The following is a 19,392-nucleotide window of genomic DNA, read 5'->3' as shown; positions in this document are numbered from 1 at the left end:
GCACAAAACCCGGCTAAATCATAGTAAAATGCTCTGATTTAGCCGGGTTCATTACTAATTATGATAAGTTGCATTAGATAAAATGATAGACCGGAGTGCTATGAGGCTGGAATTTATAACGGGCTGCGGGCTGCGGGCTGCCTGAAATGGTCTACAAGCAGGTATACCAGAATCAGAATGCCTCCGGCATTGATCGCCAGATCGGCCAGATTCATAATCCCTCCCCGGTCCCCGAAGACCAGGAAATCTGTCACCTGGTGATAGAGTACCCGGTCAATGGCATTGCCGATGGCCCCGCCAACCAGGAAGCCGCTGGCTGCTTCGAGCAAGGGGCCGCGGATTTTGCCTTGGCGCCGGTAATAGAAGATAGCTGCCACAAAAATCACGGCAACAATCGCAAAATACTTCCCGAAGCCCTGAAAGGAGCTAAAGGCCGCGCCGCTGTTCTCATAGTATACAAACCGCAAATGCGGTGTCCAGGAAGGAAGCATCTCCCCAAGCTCCATATGCGTACGCACTATCCATTTCGTTACCTGATCAAGCATCAGAACGAGGATAGTTATCAGATAAAATAGCATCAGCAGTTCCCCTATCTTCTCTAGTTGTTCAACTCAGGATCAGTCTACCACATTTATCTGGATACTTACAAAAATATAGCCGGACCATCCCTTCAGGGACAGTCCGGCCGTTATTGGTTAGATGATTCCGTATCATTCAGCTGCTGCGGATGTGCTGGTTCCGAACCCTGCTTACCACAGGTATGGTTAACATTCGTTGGCTTCCGCTTACCAGGCATACGCTTCCGGTGCCGGCTTGCCCGGTCCCGGGAAGATCTCGTCCAGCTTCTTCAGCGTGGCCTCATCCAGCGTAATCTCGGTCACCCGCAGGGAGTCCTCGAACTGCTCCATCGTACGCGGCCCGATAATCGGTGCGGTCACAGCCGGATTAGCCAGTACCCAGGCCAGAGCGACCTGATCTTCATGCTCGCCCAGCTCCTTGCAGAGCGCGGAGAACTGCTCCAGCTGGCTGCGGTGCTGCTCCAGCTTGGCCGAACGGGCGCTGCGCACCCCAGTCTTGGCGAGCGCATTGCGTCCGAGCAGGCCTCCAGCCAGCGGACTCCACGGAATAACACCCAGGCCCAGCTCCTGTGAGGCGGGCAGCACTTCCAGCTCCGGCGTCCGTTCCAGCAGGTTGTAGAGATGCTGCTCGGAGACAAGGCCGAGGAAATGACGCTCCTTCGCCTTCGCCTGGGCAGCAGCGATATGCCAGCCCGCGAAGTTGCTGGAGCCGATATAGTCGGCTTTGCCCTGGGACACGAGAATCTCGAATGCTCCCCACAGCTCGTCCCACGATACGTTCCGGTCGATATGATGCATCTGATATAGTTCAATATGATCGGTCTGCAGGCGCCGCAGCGAGCCTTCAAAATGCCGTCTGATCTTATAGGCAGACAAGCCTGAGCCGGAATTGGGACCGTCCTGCTCATCGAACATGTCATTGTAGACCTTGGTGGCCAGCACTACCTTCTCGCGCCGTCCGCCGCCCTGCTGAAACCAGCGGCCGATAATTTCCTCGGTCCAGCCCCGCCGGTCCTGGCCCCCGTACACATTCGCTGTATCGAAGAAATTAATTCCGGCATCCAGGGCCGCATCCATAATTCTGAAGGCTTCCTTCTCCTCCGTCTCCGGTCCGAAATTCATCGTCCCCAGACACAACTGGCTGACCTTTAACCCCGATTTACCCAAATAACTGTACTTCACCGCAATTCCTCCCTTTCACTCCTGCTAGATTGGCTACTTCATATTCACTATAACCCTTAGAGCCCACTCTAAAGCAAGTTTTGCTGGGAACAGAACAAGTTTTTAAGTATAAGAATTACTGTAGGACTTTATTTTGTGGATATGGGGAACTTACTTAGTATGAGTTATACTTTACTTCCTACTTAATCAGTTACGATACTACATCATCTACAGAAAAATAAGTATGTATTGGACGATAAAATTCATCTACTATTCGATTATTTAAAAAATGATTACCTGAATCTTGACTATGTAATGGAGATTTGCGGGGTGATTTTACACTCGATCTGGTTAGGTGAGGTATCCTCATTCCAGCCACAATCGATTACGAAGTCCCTCTTCTCAATATTAAATCAGGATCAATCTGAAGAAATGAAACACATAATTAAATCCACGTTTAAAGTATTATACGTGGAAAATGCCGCAGCTTCATACATTATATCGAGGAACTATTTCCCCTAAAGTGAAGTAACCAGCAATTAAACTTAAATAAGCTAAAGTAAGAGCCTATCTGAATTGATAGGCTCTTTAAACGGTATGAATTTAACTTGGGAAATTTATATTTATTGAAGCATCATCTGCTGTTGTACTCCAGTTTACTTTTGCTCCAAGCGATTCAGATATAAATCTCAAATTCACATAGAAAATACTACTGGTTGGTTCTAGTGAAGGTGCTTGATTCAATTTTATCAATTTCCCATTTAAATAAGCATCATATGAATTGTCAGTCAATTTAATTGTAGTATCATCTTTTGTTGCAGTAACAGATTTGGCACTATTATCCCACTTCACTGTCATTCCATACGCTTCGAAGATTGGACGCATAGGAACAAGCGTAGTACCTAGAGAAGTAACATTAGCATAAATATCCATTTTTTCGCTATTTATAAAAACACTTGGATGTTCTCGCGAAGCAAATGCACTGCTTACCCCTGATACCAATAAAATAACCGTCGTAGATAATAATATTTTTTTCATTTTTCTCATATGTGCCTCCAATTTAAACATACTAGACAATGGTCGTCTTAATCCATTGCCTATTATTATAGTTATTAAATATTGTAAGAGTCAATAAATACTACTATTTACAACAATTTGAACGGAAGAACTACTTGTTATATTAACATTTGAACGATCATTTTGAGGAGTTGTGATTGCCCCGCTTGGAAGTGGGGCACCATTAAATTGCAAAATTGAAAAAGTTGTTTAATCATGCGTAGGTCGGTCTATACTTACAACACTTGAGTTAGCCTCTGGAAGACTCATAAGCCCCATAAGATACCTTCCAGCAGAACCAGTAGTAGTTACGTTAACCCTTCCTCCCACTCGTTGGGATTGCTGATAGACTTAAAATTAAAAGTTCTCCCTTGGAAGTATTGAATTTCTCTTCCAGTACATTCGTAACGGGAGGTGTCCGCAGATTCGGAGGCTTGCGAAGCCCGTCACTGGATGGGGGCTTAATGCCGTTATGACTTTGCTGTACGAGTTGTCGTTCCAACTCATGTACTCGTTTTTTCAGCATTACAATCTCTTCGCTTGTGTGTCTACAAGTTTTTGAAGGTGTTGATTCTGTTCGGTTAAGGCCCTTTTCCCACCCGGGAGAACCCCCAAATAAATAAAAAACAAGCCCCCCGAAAGAGACTTGTTCCGCCATAACTATAATCCATCATATTATTGCATTACCCATGTACCTACTAAGCAGATACTCAGCACTCACTCTAGCTCTCACCAAGCGGCGAAGCATGCCCGGCCTCGCCGTTATCCGGGAACAGCACCTCGCCTGTCTTCAGCTGAATGTCCACAATCTCCTGAAGCGTACCCGACAGCTCGCCTGGCGGATAGGGCTTGGTCAGATATTTCTGCACATTATCCATCATACTCTTATCGTCCTTATCCAGCGCCGAGGAGATGACAATCGGCACCTTCTCGGTCCGGGGATCATCTTTGAGCATGCGGATCAGATCCCAGCCGTCAAGCTCATCGCCCAGCATCAGATCCACAATGATCGCTACAAAGGGCGTTTTGACGGCCTGGTCAAAAGCTTTTTGCGGATGATAGTGATGGGTGACCCGGAAGCCCTTGCCCTTCAGCTCCTCCGAGAGCAGCAGCGACAGACTGTAATCATCCTCCACAATCATTACATCCGGCTTCTGCTCCTTGCCGGTATTCCATCTATGGGAAGGCTCCTCCTCCGGGTGGCCGGTCTCGGCCTGCATCAACGGAAGACGGAACCATACCGTCGAGCCCTCGCCTTCAACCGATTCAATCCCGATCGTTCCCTTCTGCTTCTCGATAATTTCCTTGCAGATAGCCAGGCCGAGCCCCGTACCGCCAATCCGCTTGGATGCACTATTGTCCACTCTGCGGAATTTCTGGAACAGCTGCCCGATCTGATTCTTCGGAATCCCGAGTCCATGGTCCTGAATCCTAACCACAATGCTGCCCGGTTCGTTATGAAGCATGACCTTCACTTCATTTGCGCCCGGTGAGAACTTGATCGCATTGCTCAGCAGGTTGGTCAGCACCTGGATAATTTTATCCTTGTCTACCTCAACCTCGGGATTCAGCGCCTCGTCCTCCAGCAGAATATGGTGGGTACCGCTCAGCTTGTATTGATCTATGACACTCAGAACCGTCTCGCTAAGATTGACCTTCTCCACATTGTACAGTTGTGTACCGGACTCCATCCGCTGCAGGTCCAGGAAGTCGTTAATCAGCTCCGTCAGACGCTTGGCTTCCTTATGAATCGTCTCCAGATATTTCAGCTGCTTCTCCGGCTTCATGGTTTTGGACAGCAGCAGCTCCGTGAAGCCCAGTACACTCGACAGCGGCGTCCGCAGCTCATGGCTAACCGTGCTGACCAGCTCCGACTTCATCAGATCCAGCTCATACTCACGGGTAATGTCCCGGTGGACGAACAGCGTCCCCACCCGGACCTCCCTGCGGAAGACCGGTATGGCATAGGCATCCACATGCTTCATGTCTTCCTTGCCGATAGAATACTTCATCGCACTGGAGTCAGTGGTATGCTCGGACATCGCCTTCTGGTAAAAGCGCCCCAGCTCTTCCGATTCATTCACCCGGAAGGTGAAGTGCTCCATCCAGCGCTCCTTGGGAATCAGCATGCCTTCCGTCCAGTCCTCATAGCTGAACAATTGGCTGAGCGCTTTGTTAATGTGCTGAATAACGCCGTCCGTGCCAACGAACTGGATGCCCTCATTGACATTGTTCACAATATCCTGATTCAGCTTGCGGCCATTCTCAATCTCCTCGTACATGAACAGGCGTTCAATGGCCAGGGCAACCCGGTTCATCATCCCCTGAATTTCGTCGGTCTCTTCCTCCGTGAACGGGTGCCCGATGCGTGTTCCGCAGAAGACTGCCAGAATCTCATCCTCAGCATTTACCACGGTCGTATAGTAGTCGTAACAATATACCTCATTGGCGGAGATTCCCTGCTCTCTGACCGAGCCCACCCGCTTCACCATATACGACTTTTCCACACTCAGGCGGTACAGAATCTCCTTGCTGCCCTCACCGATGTACCGCTCCACATTCTCCGGCGGAACCCCTTTGACCACCGCTATCTTGTCCTTGACCAGCAGGAAAAGACTGGAGTCGAACGAGTACAGACGGTTCATGTATTTGTTGAACTTTTCGGCGAATTCCTGCTTGTCCAGCGTATAAGTAATCTCATGATTCAGCTGATTGTTAAGCTCCAGCATCATGGATGTCTGCTCCGTGCTTTTCAGCGTCTCCGCCAGCTCCTGCTGCACATTCTTCATCGAGGTAATGTTATTGGCAATCAGGATATACTGGTAAATCTGACCTTCATCATTCAGATACGGCATGATTGTCAGCTGCAGCCAGAGCGGCGAACCTTCCTTCGTCGCAAGCTCCGTCTCCCCGCTCCACACTCCGCCGGTCGACAGCTTACGGATCATCTGCTCCACCTGGGAATCCGAAATATTATGCAGCTCAAACAACCGGTAGGTATATCCGATAACCTCGGAGCTCTTGTACCCTGTGTAGACGCTCAGATTATCGTTCGCGTAAGTGAACACGCCTTTGTTCGACAGAATGCCGACGGCAGAGGTCTGATTCAGCGCCTTCATCATGCTCTCGATTTCACTGAGCGACCGCTCCAGCCTGTACTGCTGGTCCTGCAGCTCGTCCTGCTGGGCGTGCAGCTCTTCATTCTGCATCATCAGCTCTTCCTCTTTGTCCTGGATGCTATGGGCCATATTCAGGAAGGCGTCATAGAGCCGCCCGATTTCATCCTGCTTATGCAGTTTACCGAGCAGAACCGCATCACCGGCCGCCAGCGAATTCGTTGCTTCCTCCAGCTTCACAATCGGATCGATGATAATTTTGAGCATCCGCCAGATCAGCAGGGTGAAGAACAGCAGAAGCAAGGTACTAAGCAGAAAAGCAACGAAGGTGAACGTATCCGCCTGCCTGATGGAGCGGGAGTTCAGCTCATTCAGCAGCGCATCCGAATTGGCTTTGAATTGCTTCGTGTAGCTCAGGTATTCGTTCACAGCCCTGGTACTGCCGCTTTGAGACAAGTGGCGGATTCCCTCGTAATCATTATTCTTCACCAGACGCATCACTTCGGGCAGGGTCTGGCTTTTGTATTGTTCATAGAATACCTTAAGGTCATCTCTGTACCGGACTTCTTCAGGGGACAGCTTCAGGGAGGAATACTGCTCCAGAATGCCGTCAAGCCCCTTAACCGCAGCGTTCAGTAGCGCAAGCTCATTCTCGCTCTGGGTAGCCACATAACCTCTCGCCCGGAAAAAGACCTCGCTGAGCGTCACCGCCAGCTCGTTGATCGTTGCCGTCTTATATTGCAGCACATCACGTTTCTGATCCAGCTGTTCCTGCTGGACATTGATATAGAAGACAAGCCCGATTCCTCCGGCCATAATGGCAACGAACAGGAGCAGAAGAATCCGGTAATATTTCGTTTTGATGCTCCGGCCTGCAATCTTAAGGTTTCTCACTCAGGATGTCCTCCACGAGCTGCAGCAGCTCCATCGGGCTGAAGGGCTTGGGCATAAAATATCGGGCTCCCGCCTCTCTGGCCCGGTTACGGTCCATCTCCTGTGCCTTGGCTGTCAGCATCATAATCGGCGTCCGGCTCTTCAGCTCCCCGTCCAGCTCGCTCAGCACTTCAATGCCGGTCATTACGGGCATCATGTAATCCAGAATCACCAGATCGTATGGTTCTGCCGCCAGCTTGGCGAGCGCCTCGCCCCCATTCTCAGCGGTATGGGTCTCCACATTATCAAGATCCTCCAGCGTATCCTCAATCAGCATACGCAGAACCTCTTCATCATCTACAATCAGTACCTTTTGCACCATAGCTCACTCTCACCTTTCAGTCATCCCTGCTTGGGATGCATTGCATTTAGAACAGAAACCGGTGGGCCAGACGCTCAATCCGGGTCAACAGCTCCGGCAGATGGAACGGCTTAATGACATAATCGTCCGCCCCCATCTGCAGCGCATGGATAATATCCCGCTGGTTACTGCGGCCGGTCAGCATGATCACGAGAATGTTCAGCTCAGGGTAACTGCTGCGGATTTTCTCCAGCACCTCCAGCCCGTCAAGCCCCGGCATGACGCCGTCCAGCAGAATAACATACTTCTCTTCAGGAGCATACCAGTCCGATTCCAGAAAAAGCGCGCCGTCCGCGTAACTCGCCACCTTCACTCTGGCGTTAGTCCCGCACTGCCAGGCAGCGAAGTGGGTCGTCACGATTCTGCGGATCAGCGGATCATCGTCCACAATAATGACATTCAGCAGCGTCTCGCGCTGGCCAAGCAGCAGATCCTGGCTGTACAGGGTGCTCTGGTTCCTGCCGTTATGTTTGCTGGCATAAAGCGCCAGATCGGCTTCCTCAACCAATATATCGGCATCCTGTCCCTCTCCGGTGACCTCGGTCACTCCGCAGGAAAAGGTAACATGGAAGCTCTCGCGTTTGGCCTGGAATTCCCGGGCCGCAAAGGCCTCCTGAATCCGCTCCATCACGAGCAGCGCCTGCTCCGCAGGCGTATTGGGCATGAACAAGGCAAACTCCTCACCGCCATAGCGGCAGAAGGTATCCTCCGTGCGGATGGACTGTTTCACCAGCTCCGAAAAACTCTGCAGCACCTCGTCCCCCATCAGATGCCCGTATGTATCATTAACCTGCTTGAACAGATCGAGATCCAGCAGAGCGAGTGAGAAGGTCCGGCCTGTCCGTTTGAAATCGGCGATCAGCTGCTTCATCGTCTGGTTGAAGTACTTGCGGTTGAACGCCCCGGTCAGCTCGTCGACAATGATCGATTCCTGCCACTCCTTTTTCAGTTCGAAGCGGTTCTTGATCAGGACCAGGAACAAATCGATGTCCACCGGCTTTTGTATGTAATCCATAACACCCAGCGAATAGGCATACTTCTGAACCTCAATAGAATGCTCGCCGCTGATTATAATGATTGGAATCCGCTCTTTCTTGGCTTTGCCGATAATCTGCTTCAGTACATCAATCCCGCTGCGGTCCGGCAGCAGAATATCAAGGAGAATCAAATCCGGCTTAGTCTCATAAAAAAGCTTCAGTCCGCGTCCTGCCGACAACGCAATGCTGACATAATAGGATTGCCGCTCCAGCGATTCCCGCAAAAAAGCGACCAGCTCCACATCATCATCCACGATCAGAATCTCGTACTGCTGATGGATATTGCCGTGGGATAATGCAATCCCGGGAGTCAACGGGGGCACCGCGCCCGCAGGTTTCGGCTCCTCAAAGAGCTCCAGCAGCGGATAGAGATAATCGCCCCACTCTGCTTCCTTCCAGCTTCTATGGTTATCATCCGAGAAATAGAGCAGCGCATTGCCGGAGAACGCCTCTACGGCATCTAGACCCACAGTACCCGAGGTGCCCTTCAGATTATGCAGGAAACGGTAAATATCCTTTTCCTCGACTGTTGACTGTTCCGACCATTTCTGCAGAGTTTCTCTTGTGCGCTCTTCAACCAGCTCTTTATATTTTCTCGTTGTCATAATAGCTCCTTATATCCAGCTTATCCTTCAAAACTACAATAAATCATATTTTACATCAAGTGTCAACATTATTTTAGCCTCAGGAAAATGCAAGCTCAAATCTCTGATCAGGCCGACACAAAAGCTTTGGTTGATAACCTATCCTTGATTTGACATAATAATTAAAATCGTTCATTCCGTTAATGCGGCAAAGAGCGAAGATTACAGACCATGGATAACGGGAGGCTTTTCAATTGAAAGGGATTATTACGGTACTCGGGAAAGACAAGGTAGGCATTATCGCCAAAGTATGTACATACCTCGCAGAGCACAATCTGAATATTCTGGACATCTCCCAGACGATTGTGCAGGACTATTTCAACATGATGATGATCGTGGACATCTCTGCCCCCAGCAAGTCCTTCGAGGAGATTGTGGAGGAGCTTCAGCAGGTAGGGGAAGACATCGGTGTGGAAATCAAGCTGCAGCATGAGGATATCTTCAATATTATGCACCGGATTTAACCGGCGAGGAGAGGAGTGAGCGCTAGTGATCTCGATTGTAGAAGTTCAAGAGACGAATAAAATGATCCGGGAAATGAACCTGGATGTCCGCACTATTACGATGGGCATCAGCCTGATGGACTGCGCCCATACCGACATGAAGGTGTTCAACCGGAAGGTGTACGACAAAATTACCCGCTCCGCCGAGAAGCTCGTGAAGACCGGTGAGGATCTGGAGCGCCAATTCGGGGTACCGATTGTCAACAAACGGATCTCTGTAACGCCGATTTCGATTGCTGCGGGGGCAGTACATACCGATACCTACGTGCCTGTTGCCCAGATTCTGGACAAGGCTGCCAAGGAGGTAGGCGTCAACTTCATCGGCGGGTATTCCGCACTGGTGCAGAAGGGCTGTACCAAGGGCGACCGGATTCTGATTGACAGTATCCCCGAAGCACTGGCGGTGACCGAGAGAGTCTGCTCCTCCGTCAACGTCGGCTCCTCGCGCAGCGGCATCAACATGGACGCGGTGAAGCTGATGGGCGACATCATTCTCCAGACGGCAGAGCGCACCAAGGACCGCGACTCCATCGGCTGTGCCAAGCTGGTCGTATTCTGCAACGCAGTCGAGGATAATCCGTTCATGGCCGGCGCCTTCCACGGGGTGGGCGAGCGGGAGTGTGTGATTAACGTGGGCGTAAGCGGCCCGGGTGTGATCAAGCGGGCGCTGGAAGAGGTGAAGGGACAGGACTTCGAGACACTGTGCGAGACAATCAAGCGTACAGCCTTCAAGGTCACCCGTGTCGGCCAGCTGGTCGCTCAGGAAGCCTCCAAGCGCCTGAATGTACCCTTCGGCATCATCGACCTGTCGCTGGCCCCTACGCCCGAGATCGGCGATTCCATCGCAGAGATTTTTCATGTCATGGGCCTGGAGGAAGCCGGTGCTCCCGGCACCACGGCTGCACTGGCCATCCTTAACGACAATGTCAAAAAAGGCGGAGTCATGGCCTCATCCTATGTCGGCGGCTTAAGCGGCGCCTTCATCCCGGTCAGTGAAGACCACGGCATGATCCAGGCGGTCCAGCGCGGGGCGCTGACTCTGGAGAAGCTCGAAGCCATGACTTGTGTCTGCTCGGTAGGCCTTGACATGATAGCCATTCCCGGCAGCACCAGTAAGGAGACTCTCGCAGGCATCATTGCCGATGAAGCCGCCATCGGTATGGTCAACAACAAGACCACAGCGGTCCGCGTCATTCCGGTCATCGGCAAGGACGTCGGTGAGATGGTTGAATTCGGCGGCTTGCTGGGATACGCTCCAGTCATGGCCGTCAACCCGTTCAGTTGTGCGGGCTTCGTCAACCGCGGCGGACGGATTCCCGCCCCTATCCATAGCTTCAAGAACTAAGTGGGCGTGCAGGCTATCCGGCCGCATATGTTCCTACGCCCCTAACAACCAATAAGACACGTTGCCTTCCCGTTTAGGGAGAGTAACGTGTCTTATTGGTTTGTTGCCGGACATCAGCGCTGCGGCGGCTCCGGCGGTACGGTAATATGGGACAGCTTCGCAGGGTCCATCAGGAGATACAGGTTCTGAATCCGTTCCCCGGTGGAATCCGTACTCAGGCAGAGCACGCACTTCACGATTCCCTGATCGGTGAAGATCAGACCCGGCTCACCGTTCAGCAGCCCACAGGAAGGCTTCCACTCCCGCAAATAGTGCATAACCCGCTTCGAGGTCAGCAGTGCAGTAACTCCCTTGCGGCCGGTCATCGGCCGGAGAATCGTATGCACCTCGCGGCCCCCGCCGTCGGCAACCAGGACCGGATGCTCGCCCAGCAGCTCCAGCATGCCGCCAACATCATAGGAGGTGAACGCGGCAGTGAAGCGGACCAGCAGACTCTCGGTGACTGCGACATATCTGAGCGAGGGTAACCGGGAAGCCGGCTCTGTCTGCAGGATACGCTTGGCCCGGCTGAAGATCTGCCGGCAGTTGCTGCCCGACTTGCCTACCATTCCGGCAATGGCTTCATAGTCGTATTCGAAGGCTTCACGCAGTACGAATACCGCACGCTCCGCGGGAGACAGACGCTCCAGCAACACCAGAAAAGCATACGACAGATTATCCTTGCGTTCTGCCGCCGCTTCCGGCCCGTCGTATCCCTCGCTTACCGGCTCCGGCAGCCACTCCCCGATATAAGTCTCTCTGCGGCTGCGTGCCGAGTTCAGCATATTGAGGCAGCGGTTGGTCATGCCTTTAGCCACATAGGCTTTGATATTCTGAATGCCGCTCCGGTCCCGGTGCTGCAGCCCGGCGAACAGATCCTGCACCGCATCCTCCGCATCGGCAACCACGCCCAGCATCCGGTACGCAATGGAAAAGGCATAGCTTTTATAATTCTGGTACAGCTCCTCCATACCTGTATTCTCAGCCGCAGGTGTCTCGGCCTGAGCCGTTATTTTACCCCTGTCCACTTCACGCAGCTCTCCTTCCTTACACTCCTGTCCTTATCCTTAGCCGAAGCAGCCAGGGAACATCCCGGTCGTAATAGCTATCCGGTTCCAGCTGTTGATCGTATTGACCGCCATAATCCAGTCTACCAGTTCCTCTTCGCTAAAGTGTGTAAGCATCTTATTGTAGAGCTCCAGCGGAACGCCCGCTTCGCTGATCAGCGTGACCTGCTCGGCGAATTCCAGCAGCACACGTTCCTTCGCACTGAACAACGGCGCTTCGCGCCACACACTGAGCAGCAGAATATGATCGGCATAGTTGCCCAGCTTCATCAGATCCTTGCCATGCATATCCAGACAGAACGCACAGCCGTTGATCTGGGAGACCCGTATTTTAACCAGTTCATACAGCACTTTATCCTTACTGCGGCTTCCTGCATGCTGCTCCAGCGCCATCATTGCCCGGAATGCCGGGCCGTTAACCTCACGATAATTCATTCGTAGACTCAAATTAGGTCGCCTCCATTAAGGTTGTATTGCACTTCATAACTGTAGACAAGATGGGGACGGAGATTGTGACAACATCCCCACAAACTCTCCCCCACAAAGTGAAGTAATACTTCGGAGTAAATTCAAATACTTTGCGGGGACCCCGATACAATCTTTTTTCAAAACAAGAGCAGGACAGCGAAATTCCGCTGCCCTGTCAGTTTATACACATTATGCGCTTAGGCTCTTAGCCCTGCGTGAGAAGAACAGCCGCCAGCCGGTAAGCAGCGCCGATAACAGGCAGATCCCGGACGAAGTCAGAAAGACTACATGCATTCCCGAGAGAAACAGCTCGGGACGTCCTTCTACCAGCCCGGTTACCCGGTAGCCGGCCTTGCTGCTCATTACATTGAACAGGATCGAGGTGGCTACGGTAATGCCGACGACCATCCCTACATTACGGACCAGCGAATTCACGCTGCCTGCCGAGCCCAGCTGTGTTCGCGGCACCGTGGACATAATCAGCGAATTATTCGGTGAGCCGAACATCCCGCTGCCGATACCGAGCATGGCGATCCAGACGCCGACCAGAATAACCGGACTGCCCTCATGCAGCCGGGCCAGCCCGAACTGGGCAACTACCATCACGCTCAGCCCTGCGAAGGTGAGCAGCTCCGAACCGATTTTGTCGGACAACGCCCCGCTTAACGGAGCGACTATCACCATACAGATCGGATAAAGCATAAGCAGGAAACCTGCATCGAAGGGAGACATGTTCAGCATATTCTGCGCATAGAACGGTGCGATAATATTGAAGCAGAAGTTCGAGACGAACACCAGAAAGGCACAGAATATACTCAGTGAGAACAAGGGATTCTTGAACAAGCCTAATTGAAGCAGCGGTCCGGCACTGCGCAGCTCCACGATCAGGAAGACGATGAAGGTAATAACCGCAGCGGTGAGGGCGGCCAGAATCCGGGTATCCCCGTATCCAAGCTGCTGGCCGAGCAGAAGTCCAGCGAACAGAGAAACAATGAAGACGGCAAACAGCAGGCTGCCGGGAACATCAACCCCTGACTTCACACGTACCAGATCCTTCGGCAACACCTTCCAGCCCAGCGCAATCGCCAGAATTCCAATCGGCACATTCACCCAGAAAATATACTCCCAGCCCATCGAAGATACGATAATTCCGCCCAGGCTGGGCCCCGCGATACTGCCGAGGGACACGAAGGTTCCAATCAGGCCAAGAGCCTTACCGCGTTCCGTTGACGGGAAAATATCCGTAACAATGCCCTGGCTGTTCGCCATGGTCATTGAAGCGCCAACTGCCTGCACTACGCGCGAAGCAATGAGCAGCGGCAAGCTGTGGCTTAATCCGCAGAGCAGCGAGCCGATGGTGAAGACGACCATGCCCAGCTTAAACATCTTGATTTTGCCGGCGATGTCACCCAGCTTCCCGAAGAACAGAATCACTGAACAGATCGCCATCAGATAACCGGTTGTCACCCACTCTACCTGGGCTACCGGCAGCCCCAGCTCCTTTACCAGCACCGGCAGCGCAATATTCACAATACTTCCGTCCAGTGTGGACATAAAAGTAAACAAATTAAGAACGATCAGAATCAGCCAGCGCTTCTTCTGTATCCCGGCATCCTCCTGATAGGTCGCCTCTAAGCTGCTCATCCGCTAACACCCTCTTGTATCAAATGTAATCTAGTTGCACACGCAACAAACTAATCCTTCACAGTGTACTGCAAATTAGTTGCGTGCGCAACAAAATTACGGTAAGATCTGAGGCAGACGGCATTCCCGTGACAGGTTGCTGTTATAATCCTCAGCGAGGTGTCCATTGTGACTACAAATAAAGAACCGGTTAAAGAACCAGCCAGAGAAACGACCAGAGAACCCATCGGGAAGCTGATCTCCCATCTTCACCGTCAGAACCAAAAAATACTGGCCAAGGAGCTGCTTCCCTACGGCATCGGCAGCGGTGGCCAGCATAGCTTCTTAAAGCTGGTGCTGAGTCATCCGGGGATCACCCAGGATCAGATGACCAGCCGGATTAAATGCGATAAAGCGACAACCACCCGCTCCGTCAAGCTGTTGGAGGCCTCGGGATATATCGAACGCCGGACAGACCCGAATGACCGCCGCTCCTTCCTGCTGTATCCAACTCCCCAGGCGCTCGACTTCGCCCCGGTCTTCCAGACACTGCTGGACGATTTCAACCGCGAGCTGTCCATGGATCTCACCGGGAGTGAGCTGGACACGCTGACAGATCTGCTCCACAAGGTCACCCGCAACTCAGACCGGATGAACGGGCAGGGTTGAGTGGGATAAACCACACTTATTGTTGCTCCCCACCAGCTATCATGCACATATCCAACAAATTAAGTGTATTTTTTTCAACTACTGCTTTGTCAGAAGAACTATGCAAATAATTAGGTGGAGAAAATCCAACAGTCACTGCTGCAAGCGTACAGACAGATCAGCAGCATAACAGGTAGCGTTGGCAGCATGGCTCTCAGTCAGCGGCTAAATGCTCCGCCAGTCCTTCTGCGCGGTATTCACTCGGCAGTTTGCCGACATGCTCACGGAACAGCTTACTGAAATAACGGTCATCCCCGAAGCCGGACCGGCAGGCAATTTCACACACCGGGACAGGGGTCTCCAGCAGCAGCGCTTTCGCCAGCTCCAGCCGCATGCGCCGCAGGCACTCCCCGAAAGTCTCACCTGCAAAGCGGGCGAAGCACCGGCTGAAATAGCCGCGGCTCATATGGATAGCTGCGGCAACATCGCCCTGATTGATTTTCTCGCCGGCATGGCTCCTCATATAACGCACAGCGGTGATCAGGCAGAGCATCACCTCTTGGCTCAGGCCCAGCTCAATCATCCGGCGCTGGACATGCCCCGTGAACTGATGCAGCCAGACTTGCCAATGCCGCCAGTGCCGGTTGCACTCTGCCGCCAGTGCGAGCTGCTGCGCTTCCTCCGCCGTAAGCAGCAGCCGGCTCCAGCTCCGCAGCAGCTCCTGGCCAAAGTCCGCCACTGCCGCAGGGTCCGGCTGCTGCATCGCAACCCCGCTGAGGAACAGGTCCCATTCTCTCCGCTCCAGCGTCCAGCGGAGATTCTGCGCCTGTACCAGCGCGGAAGGGACGCCCGTCTCCGGCCGTAGCTGCGCGGCCAGTGCCTGCAGTTCACCATAGTGCAGCCTCGGGACCGCCTGGCCGCCCGCAGCATAGAACAGCGCCTGCCGGGCTGACTTGTCCAGTACCGCAGCGATCTCCTTCAGCGGCTGACCGCGCACCCCCTCCAGCAGCGCCGCTGTCCAGCTTGTCCCAAGCACCGCTCCAACCTCTCCTCCGATCCGCGCTGCATCCACGGGATACTGCAGCGGAGACAGCCACATCCCCGGCACAGGAAGTAGTGTGGAATTTCTCACCAAAGACAGCGCATACAGCTGCTCTTCCTTCAGTTCCGGCTTAAGCGGCACATAGAGCAGCGCCTTGTCCTCAGCGATCACCCTCTGCTCGGCCTTTGCAGCGGTGCTTTTGTTCCCGTCCTCCCACCTGATCCGCTCCACCAGTCTGCGGATGATTTCATCGGCATTCTCGGGCTCCAGCAGCGTTTTGACAATGTAATCCACCGCTCCCAGCCGCAGCGCCTCCTGCACCTCATCGAATTCATGATGGCAGGTCAGCACCACGCAGCGTACCGCGGGATACCGCAGCCTCACCTCTCGGATCAGCTCGAACCCGGTCATCCCCGGCATCGAGAGATCCACGAACAGCAGATCCGTCTCCTGCTCGCGCAGCAGTTCCAGCGCTGCCTGCCCGTCTCTGGCCTCTCCGGTAATCACCACCCCGAAGGACGGCCAATCCAGCAGTGAGATGAAACCCCTGCGCACCAGACGCTCATCATCTACGACAACAGCCTTAATCATCGAAATCCTCCTTGTTTTTGATAGGAATAATGATTGATACTGGATTCCGCCTTTCTCACTGCTCTACGTGGAAGCGTTTCAATATATAGATACAATACCATATTTTGTTTATTCTGAAAATAAAAAGGCGGGATAAACCATTAGCCAACACATTGCGATTGTATTCGCTTTTTCGCAACATCCAGCCCACGCTCCCGCACGCCAGTACATCATCTATTGCACAACATAAAAAGAGCTGCTTACAGGCATATCCGCCGTAAAAACAACTCCACTTCTGCAATTAGATACTAGGGTAAGCCTCCTGTCCGCCTTCTCTCCCTCTAAAAATCCGCCCGATTTTCGTCTTCCGCCAACCTGACATACACCTGTCCGGTTCGCATGATATGCTGAATGCAGTACAATCCTATGAAATGAGGTAATCCGCATGAAGTTCGAATGGAGAAAACAAGACAAGGCCCTATATCTGCCCCCCGCCGAACCAGGGCTGATTCAGGTACCCTCCTTCCCTTATTTCACCCTGCGGGGTGAAGGTAATCCCAACGGCAGCGCATTCGCAGAAGCGGTCGCTGTGCTGTATTCCTTGTCCTACGCAGTTAAGATGCTGCCTAGAAAAGGCCCCGCACCCGAAGGTTACTACGACTACACCGTCTTCCCGCTGGAAGGGGTATGGGATCTCAGCGAAGCCGGACGCCGCTTAGCCGCTCTTGATAAGAACGAGCTGGTATACACCTTAATGATCCGCCAGCCGAATTTCCTGACCCCTCTGCTTGCCGCAGAAGTGCTGGAGCAGGTCAAGCGCAGCAAGCCGCACCCGCTGCTGGACATGGCTGCCTTCGCCCGCTGCGAAGACGGCCTCAGTGTACAAATGCTGCATATCGGCCCCTATGATGATGAACCGCACAGCTTCGCAAGAATGGAGCAATTTTGCACCGCTCAGGGCCTGCTGCGGGAATCTCACCTGCACCGCGAAATCTATGTCTCGGATGCCCGGCGTGCCCGTCCGGAGAAGCTGCGAACCGTGCTGCGGTTCAAGGCCGCCCGGCAGGATTAACGCTGCATTTTCACCGTGTTCCGTACTATTGAGCTCTTATGAACCTCCAGCAGCTCCCGGTACTCAACCGTCTCAATCTCACAGCCGGGCCCGATCACAACACTTCCGCCCCGCACGGTCTGCGCCTGCGTATGCTGAAGCTCGATCTGGTCCCCTTCGATCAGCCGGGCTGCGAAGCTCATCTTCTTCCCGGGTCTGAGCAACGCGCCGGAACGGCTGCGCTTGATGGAGATCCTGCCACCGCCGACCGTATCCGCTCTACAGGGGCCGAATAAGGTCAGGTCGAGCTTCTCCGCATTCAATAGTCCGCTGACCTCCAAGATTCCGGTAATCTGCACCTGCTCTGCTTCACAATCGCCCGTAACTATGATCCCGCCGGTCAGCTTGATATCCTCAATCCGCAGCCCGCCGCCTGCCGTAAGCTCTCCTTGTCCGCGCAGGCTGGCTGCGTCTACCCGGCCCTTGACCTCACACTCTCCGGTGATTTTGATATCCTGCGCCCGAAGGTTCCCCTTAACCGCGACCTCTCCGGTCTGTGCCAGCTTATGGCAGTCCACATCTCCGCCAAAGGTACACTCGCCCGTCACCTTCACATCCTTAAAGACTCCGCCGACAGAGCTCGACGTCCCCAGTATCTTCAGATCATGGCGTTCTACCGCTTCATTCACCGATCTTCTCCTCCTTTCCCACCTGGGCACCGGGATGTACAGTCAGTCCCGATCTATACTCCACCCGGCCAATCGAGCAGCCCTGCCCGATAATGACCGTACCGCCTCTAACTACATCTGCACTCGTATATTCCAGATCTAGCGTATCGCCCTCAATGAGCTTGGCCCGCAGCCCGATTTTGAGCTTGGGAATCATCCCGCCTAGCAGTCTGCCCCAAGCAGCGTTGCCTTTTTTGCGGATCACCAGGCTTTCCACTCCAATCTCTCCTGCCTCGGACTGACCCTGTAGCCCGAACTCAATCCGGCCCGCACTTAGCAGCCCCCCCACCGTGAATACCCCTTCACCGGTCAGCTCCTCAAGCTCACAGTCGCCCTTCAGCTTCAGCATCCCGTCCATTACACAGCGCTCTCCCCGCAGACTGCCTTCACCGTTCACGACTCCATTCAGCTTCATTTCACCAACCTGCAGATTGCCCTTCAGATTGAGGGTCCCGTTCATCTCCAGCTCATCGGCCGTGAGGTCGCCTTTCTGCTTCATCACGCCGTCACAGCTATAGGTATGTGCATGGAGCGCTCCATTAATCTTACTCACGCCGTTGATATTCACGCTGTGATATCTGCCTCCGGCAGCCGTGTTGACCCCATCCATCACCAGATCCGGCAGTTCATTCTTCTCCATGTTCCAGCCTCCTGTGGTTTACTGTTCCTTGCTCTTGTCAGTCACCTTAACTTAAGCGCCCATTCAGTTGTTCCGCCAGATCGGCAGAGCGAAGCCTGCTCACCAGCCGTACCCCCTCATCGAAGGCCAGCCCCGCACCCGGCAGCGCCATAATGAAGAAGCTAACCCCCATCTTCCGCACAAAAAACAGCTCCCACTCCTTCTCTCCGTATCCCGGCGCATGACTCTCCAGCGTCTGATAGAGCCGGTCTGCTTCCTCCCAGCTGAGTTCCCCCTTGCTGAGCAGCACATCTGCCGCGAATACATTCAGGATCTGCTCGAAGGTCAACGGTAAATCGTCAGCCTCCGGTCTACCGAACCGCTCCAGACTGCTAAGCGAAACAATGTTACGTTCTTTTAGCTCGGCTAAGGTTAACCTTATTCTGTACGAGGATGCCGGCTCTGACAGCTTTCCCGCCAATTCATCCAGGGAGAGATCATCCTTCTTCTGTAAAATATGCTGCACCCTCCCCAACATCCGCGCCCGCGGAAAAAAGGTCTCCTGTCCCGTAAAGGTAGATTTGCGGATGAACCATTCCTCAGGAATCAGCTGTTTCCGCTTCCAGCGGTACAATTGCCCGTAAGAGATTCCCGTCTCATCAAGCAGCTCCTTTTTGGAGATTAAATCCTCTTCCATATCACCACTCCTTGCGCTCATCGTAACATAACACTGTTACGTTGTAAACTGACAAGCTGTCTGAAACTACCCTCTTCTGTTCAACAGCGCCTTCTCCTATCCACAC

Annotated in this window: 18 protein-coding genes; 4 read left to right on the top strand and 14 right to left on the bottom strand. The window is 53.1% G+C overall.

Translation table 11 applies throughout. The features are described from left to right. Window positions 1-113: 113 nt before the first annotated feature. The 7 genes from lspA to MKX42_RS13660 all read right to left on the bottom strand — a co-directional run bounded on the left by lspA (window position 114) and on the right by MKX42_RS13660 (window position 8,847). Window positions 114-578 (bottom strand): signal peptidase II, encoded by a 465-nt coding sequence (lspA, locus tag MKX42_RS13685; RefSeq protein WP_340752968.1) that lies wholly within the window; start codon window positions 576-578, stop codon window positions 114-116. 207 nt (window positions 579-785) lie between these two features. After that, window positions 786-1,760, bottom strand: coding sequence for an aldo/keto reductase (locus tag MKX42_RS13680; protein WP_340752967.1), 975 nt, complete (start codon window positions 1,758-1,760; stop codon window positions 786-788). 582 nt (window positions 1,761-2,342) lie between these two features. Further along, the gene (locus MKX42_RS13675) at window positions 2,343-2,786 is read right to left on the bottom strand and encodes a copper amine oxidase N-terminal domain-containing protein (protein WP_340752966.1); all 444 of its coding nucleotides are present in this window, start codon (window positions 2,784-2,786) and stop codon (window positions 2,343-2,345) included. A gap of 322 nt (window positions 2,787-3,108) precedes the next feature. Then, window positions 3,109-3,321 carry a DUF6444 domain-containing protein gene (locus tag MKX42_RS33425; protein WP_445669319.1) on the bottom strand — a complete coding sequence of 71 codons (213 nt, stop codon included), beginning with the start codon at window positions 3,319-3,321 and terminating at the stop codon, window positions 3,109-3,111. Window positions 3,322-3,517: 196 nt separating this feature from the next. Further along, window positions 3,518-6,805 carry an ATP-binding protein gene (locus tag MKX42_RS13670; protein WP_340752965.1) on the bottom strand — a complete coding sequence of 1,096 codons (3,288 nt, stop codon included), beginning with the start codon at window positions 6,803-6,805 and terminating at the stop codon, window positions 3,518-3,520. Then, a complete protein-coding gene (locus tag MKX42_RS13665; RefSeq protein WP_340757685.1) occupies window positions 6,792-7,163 on the bottom strand; it encodes a response regulator in 372 nt (123 codons plus the stop codon). Before MKX42_RS13665 ends, MKX42_RS13670 begins: the two co-directional genes overlap by 14 nt. Before the next feature lie 49 nt (window positions 7,164-7,212). After that, window positions 7,213-8,847: a GGDEF domain-containing response regulator gene (locus tag MKX42_RS13660; RefSeq protein ID WP_340752964.1), complete on the bottom strand. Its 1,635-nt coding sequence runs from the start codon at window positions 8,845-8,847 to the stop codon at window positions 7,213-7,215. A gap of 233 nt (window positions 8,848-9,080) precedes the next feature. Here MKX42_RS13660 and MKX42_RS13655 point away from each other — a divergent pair, with 233 nt between their 5' ends. Both MKX42_RS13655 and MKX42_RS13650 read left to right on the top strand, forming a co-directional pair. Beyond that, a complete protein-coding gene (locus MKX42_RS13655; protein WP_036700808.1) occupies window positions 9,081-9,350 on the top strand; it encodes an ACT domain-containing protein in 270 nt (89 codons plus the stop codon). Between the two features lie 28 nt (window positions 9,351-9,378). Then, window positions 9,379-10,734, top strand: a complete 1,356-nt coding sequence (locus MKX42_RS13650) for a PFL family protein (protein ID WP_340757684.1) — start codon at window positions 9,379-9,381, stop codon at window positions 10,732-10,734. A 113-nt stretch (window positions 10,735-10,847) separates the two neighbouring features. Here the strand turns inward: MKX42_RS13650 and MKX42_RS13645 are convergent, their stop codons facing one another. The 3 genes from MKX42_RS13645 to MKX42_RS13635 all read right to left on the bottom strand — a co-directional run bounded on the left by MKX42_RS13645 (window position 10,848) and on the right by MKX42_RS13635 (window position 13,952). Beyond that, entirely contained in the window at window positions 10,848-11,810 is a 963-nt protein-coding gene (locus MKX42_RS13645) for a sigma-70 family RNA polymerase sigma factor (protein ID WP_445669375.1), read from the bottom strand. 30 nt (window positions 11,811-11,840) lie between these two features. Further along, window positions 11,841-12,287 carry a carboxymuconolactone decarboxylase family protein gene (locus tag MKX42_RS13640; protein ID WP_340752963.1) on the bottom strand — a complete coding sequence of 149 codons (447 nt, stop codon included), beginning with the start codon at window positions 12,285-12,287 and terminating at the stop codon, window positions 11,841-11,843. Between the two features lie 210 nt (window positions 12,288-12,497). After that, complete coding sequence (locus tag MKX42_RS13635; RefSeq protein ID WP_340752962.1) at window positions 12,498-13,952, bottom strand: MFS transporter; 1,455 nt, start codon at window positions 13,950-13,952, stop codon at window positions 12,498-12,500. Between the two features lie 168 nt (window positions 13,953-14,120). On the opposite strand from MKX42_RS13635, the gene MKX42_RS13630 reads away from it, so the two are divergent. Then, window positions 14,121-14,600: a MarR family winged helix-turn-helix transcriptional regulator gene (locus tag MKX42_RS13630; protein ID WP_340752961.1), complete on the top strand. Its 480-nt coding sequence runs from the start codon at window positions 14,121-14,123 to the stop codon at window positions 14,598-14,600. Window positions 14,601-14,793: 193 nt separating this feature from the next. Here the strand turns inward: MKX42_RS13630 and MKX42_RS13625 are convergent, their stop codons facing one another. Continuing rightward, window positions 14,794-16,212 (bottom strand): response regulator transcription factor, encoded by a 1,419-nt coding sequence (locus MKX42_RS13625; protein WP_340752960.1) that lies wholly within the window; start codon window positions 16,210-16,212, stop codon window positions 14,794-14,796. Between the two features lie 424 nt (window positions 16,213-16,636). Between MKX42_RS13625 and MKX42_RS13620 the strand changes: the two genes are divergently transcribed. Then, a complete protein-coding gene (locus MKX42_RS13620) occupies window positions 16,637-17,263 on the top strand; it encodes a GyrI-like domain-containing protein (protein WP_340752959.1) in 627 nt (208 codons plus the stop codon). On the opposite strand, the gene MKX42_RS13615 is transcribed toward MKX42_RS13620, so the two are convergent. From MKX42_RS13615 to MKX42_RS13605, 3 genes are read right to left on the bottom strand one after another with little or no spacing between them, the layout of a single operon-like run. Further along, window positions 17,260-17,931: a hypothetical protein gene (locus tag MKX42_RS13615; RefSeq protein ID WP_340752958.1), complete on the bottom strand. Its 672-nt coding sequence runs from the start codon at window positions 17,929-17,931 to the stop codon at window positions 17,260-17,262. The genes MKX42_RS13620 and MKX42_RS13615 overlap by 4 nt on opposite strands. Next, window positions 17,924-18,610 carry a hypothetical protein gene (locus tag MKX42_RS13610; protein WP_340752957.1) on the bottom strand — a complete coding sequence of 229 codons (687 nt, stop codon included), beginning with the start codon at window positions 18,608-18,610 and terminating at the stop codon, window positions 17,924-17,926. Before MKX42_RS13610 ends, MKX42_RS13615 begins: the two co-directional genes overlap by 8 nt. 46 nt (window positions 18,611-18,656) lie before the next feature. Further along, on the bottom strand, window positions 18,657-19,286 hold the full coding sequence (locus MKX42_RS13605; protein WP_340752956.1) for a DUF4004 family protein: 630 nt from the start codon (window positions 19,284-19,286) through the stop codon (window positions 18,657-18,659). Window positions 19,287-19,392 lie beyond the last annotated feature (106 nt).

It is taken from the genome of Paenibacillus sp. FSL R7-0204 (assembly GCF_038002225.1).
In the GTDB taxonomy this organism is placed as follows: Bacteria; Bacillota; Bacilli; order Paenibacillales; family Paenibacillaceae; genus Paenibacillus_AQ.
The sequence above is the reverse complement of the archived record's forward strand: the minus strand, read 5'-3'. Positions and strand labels throughout refer to the sequence as shown.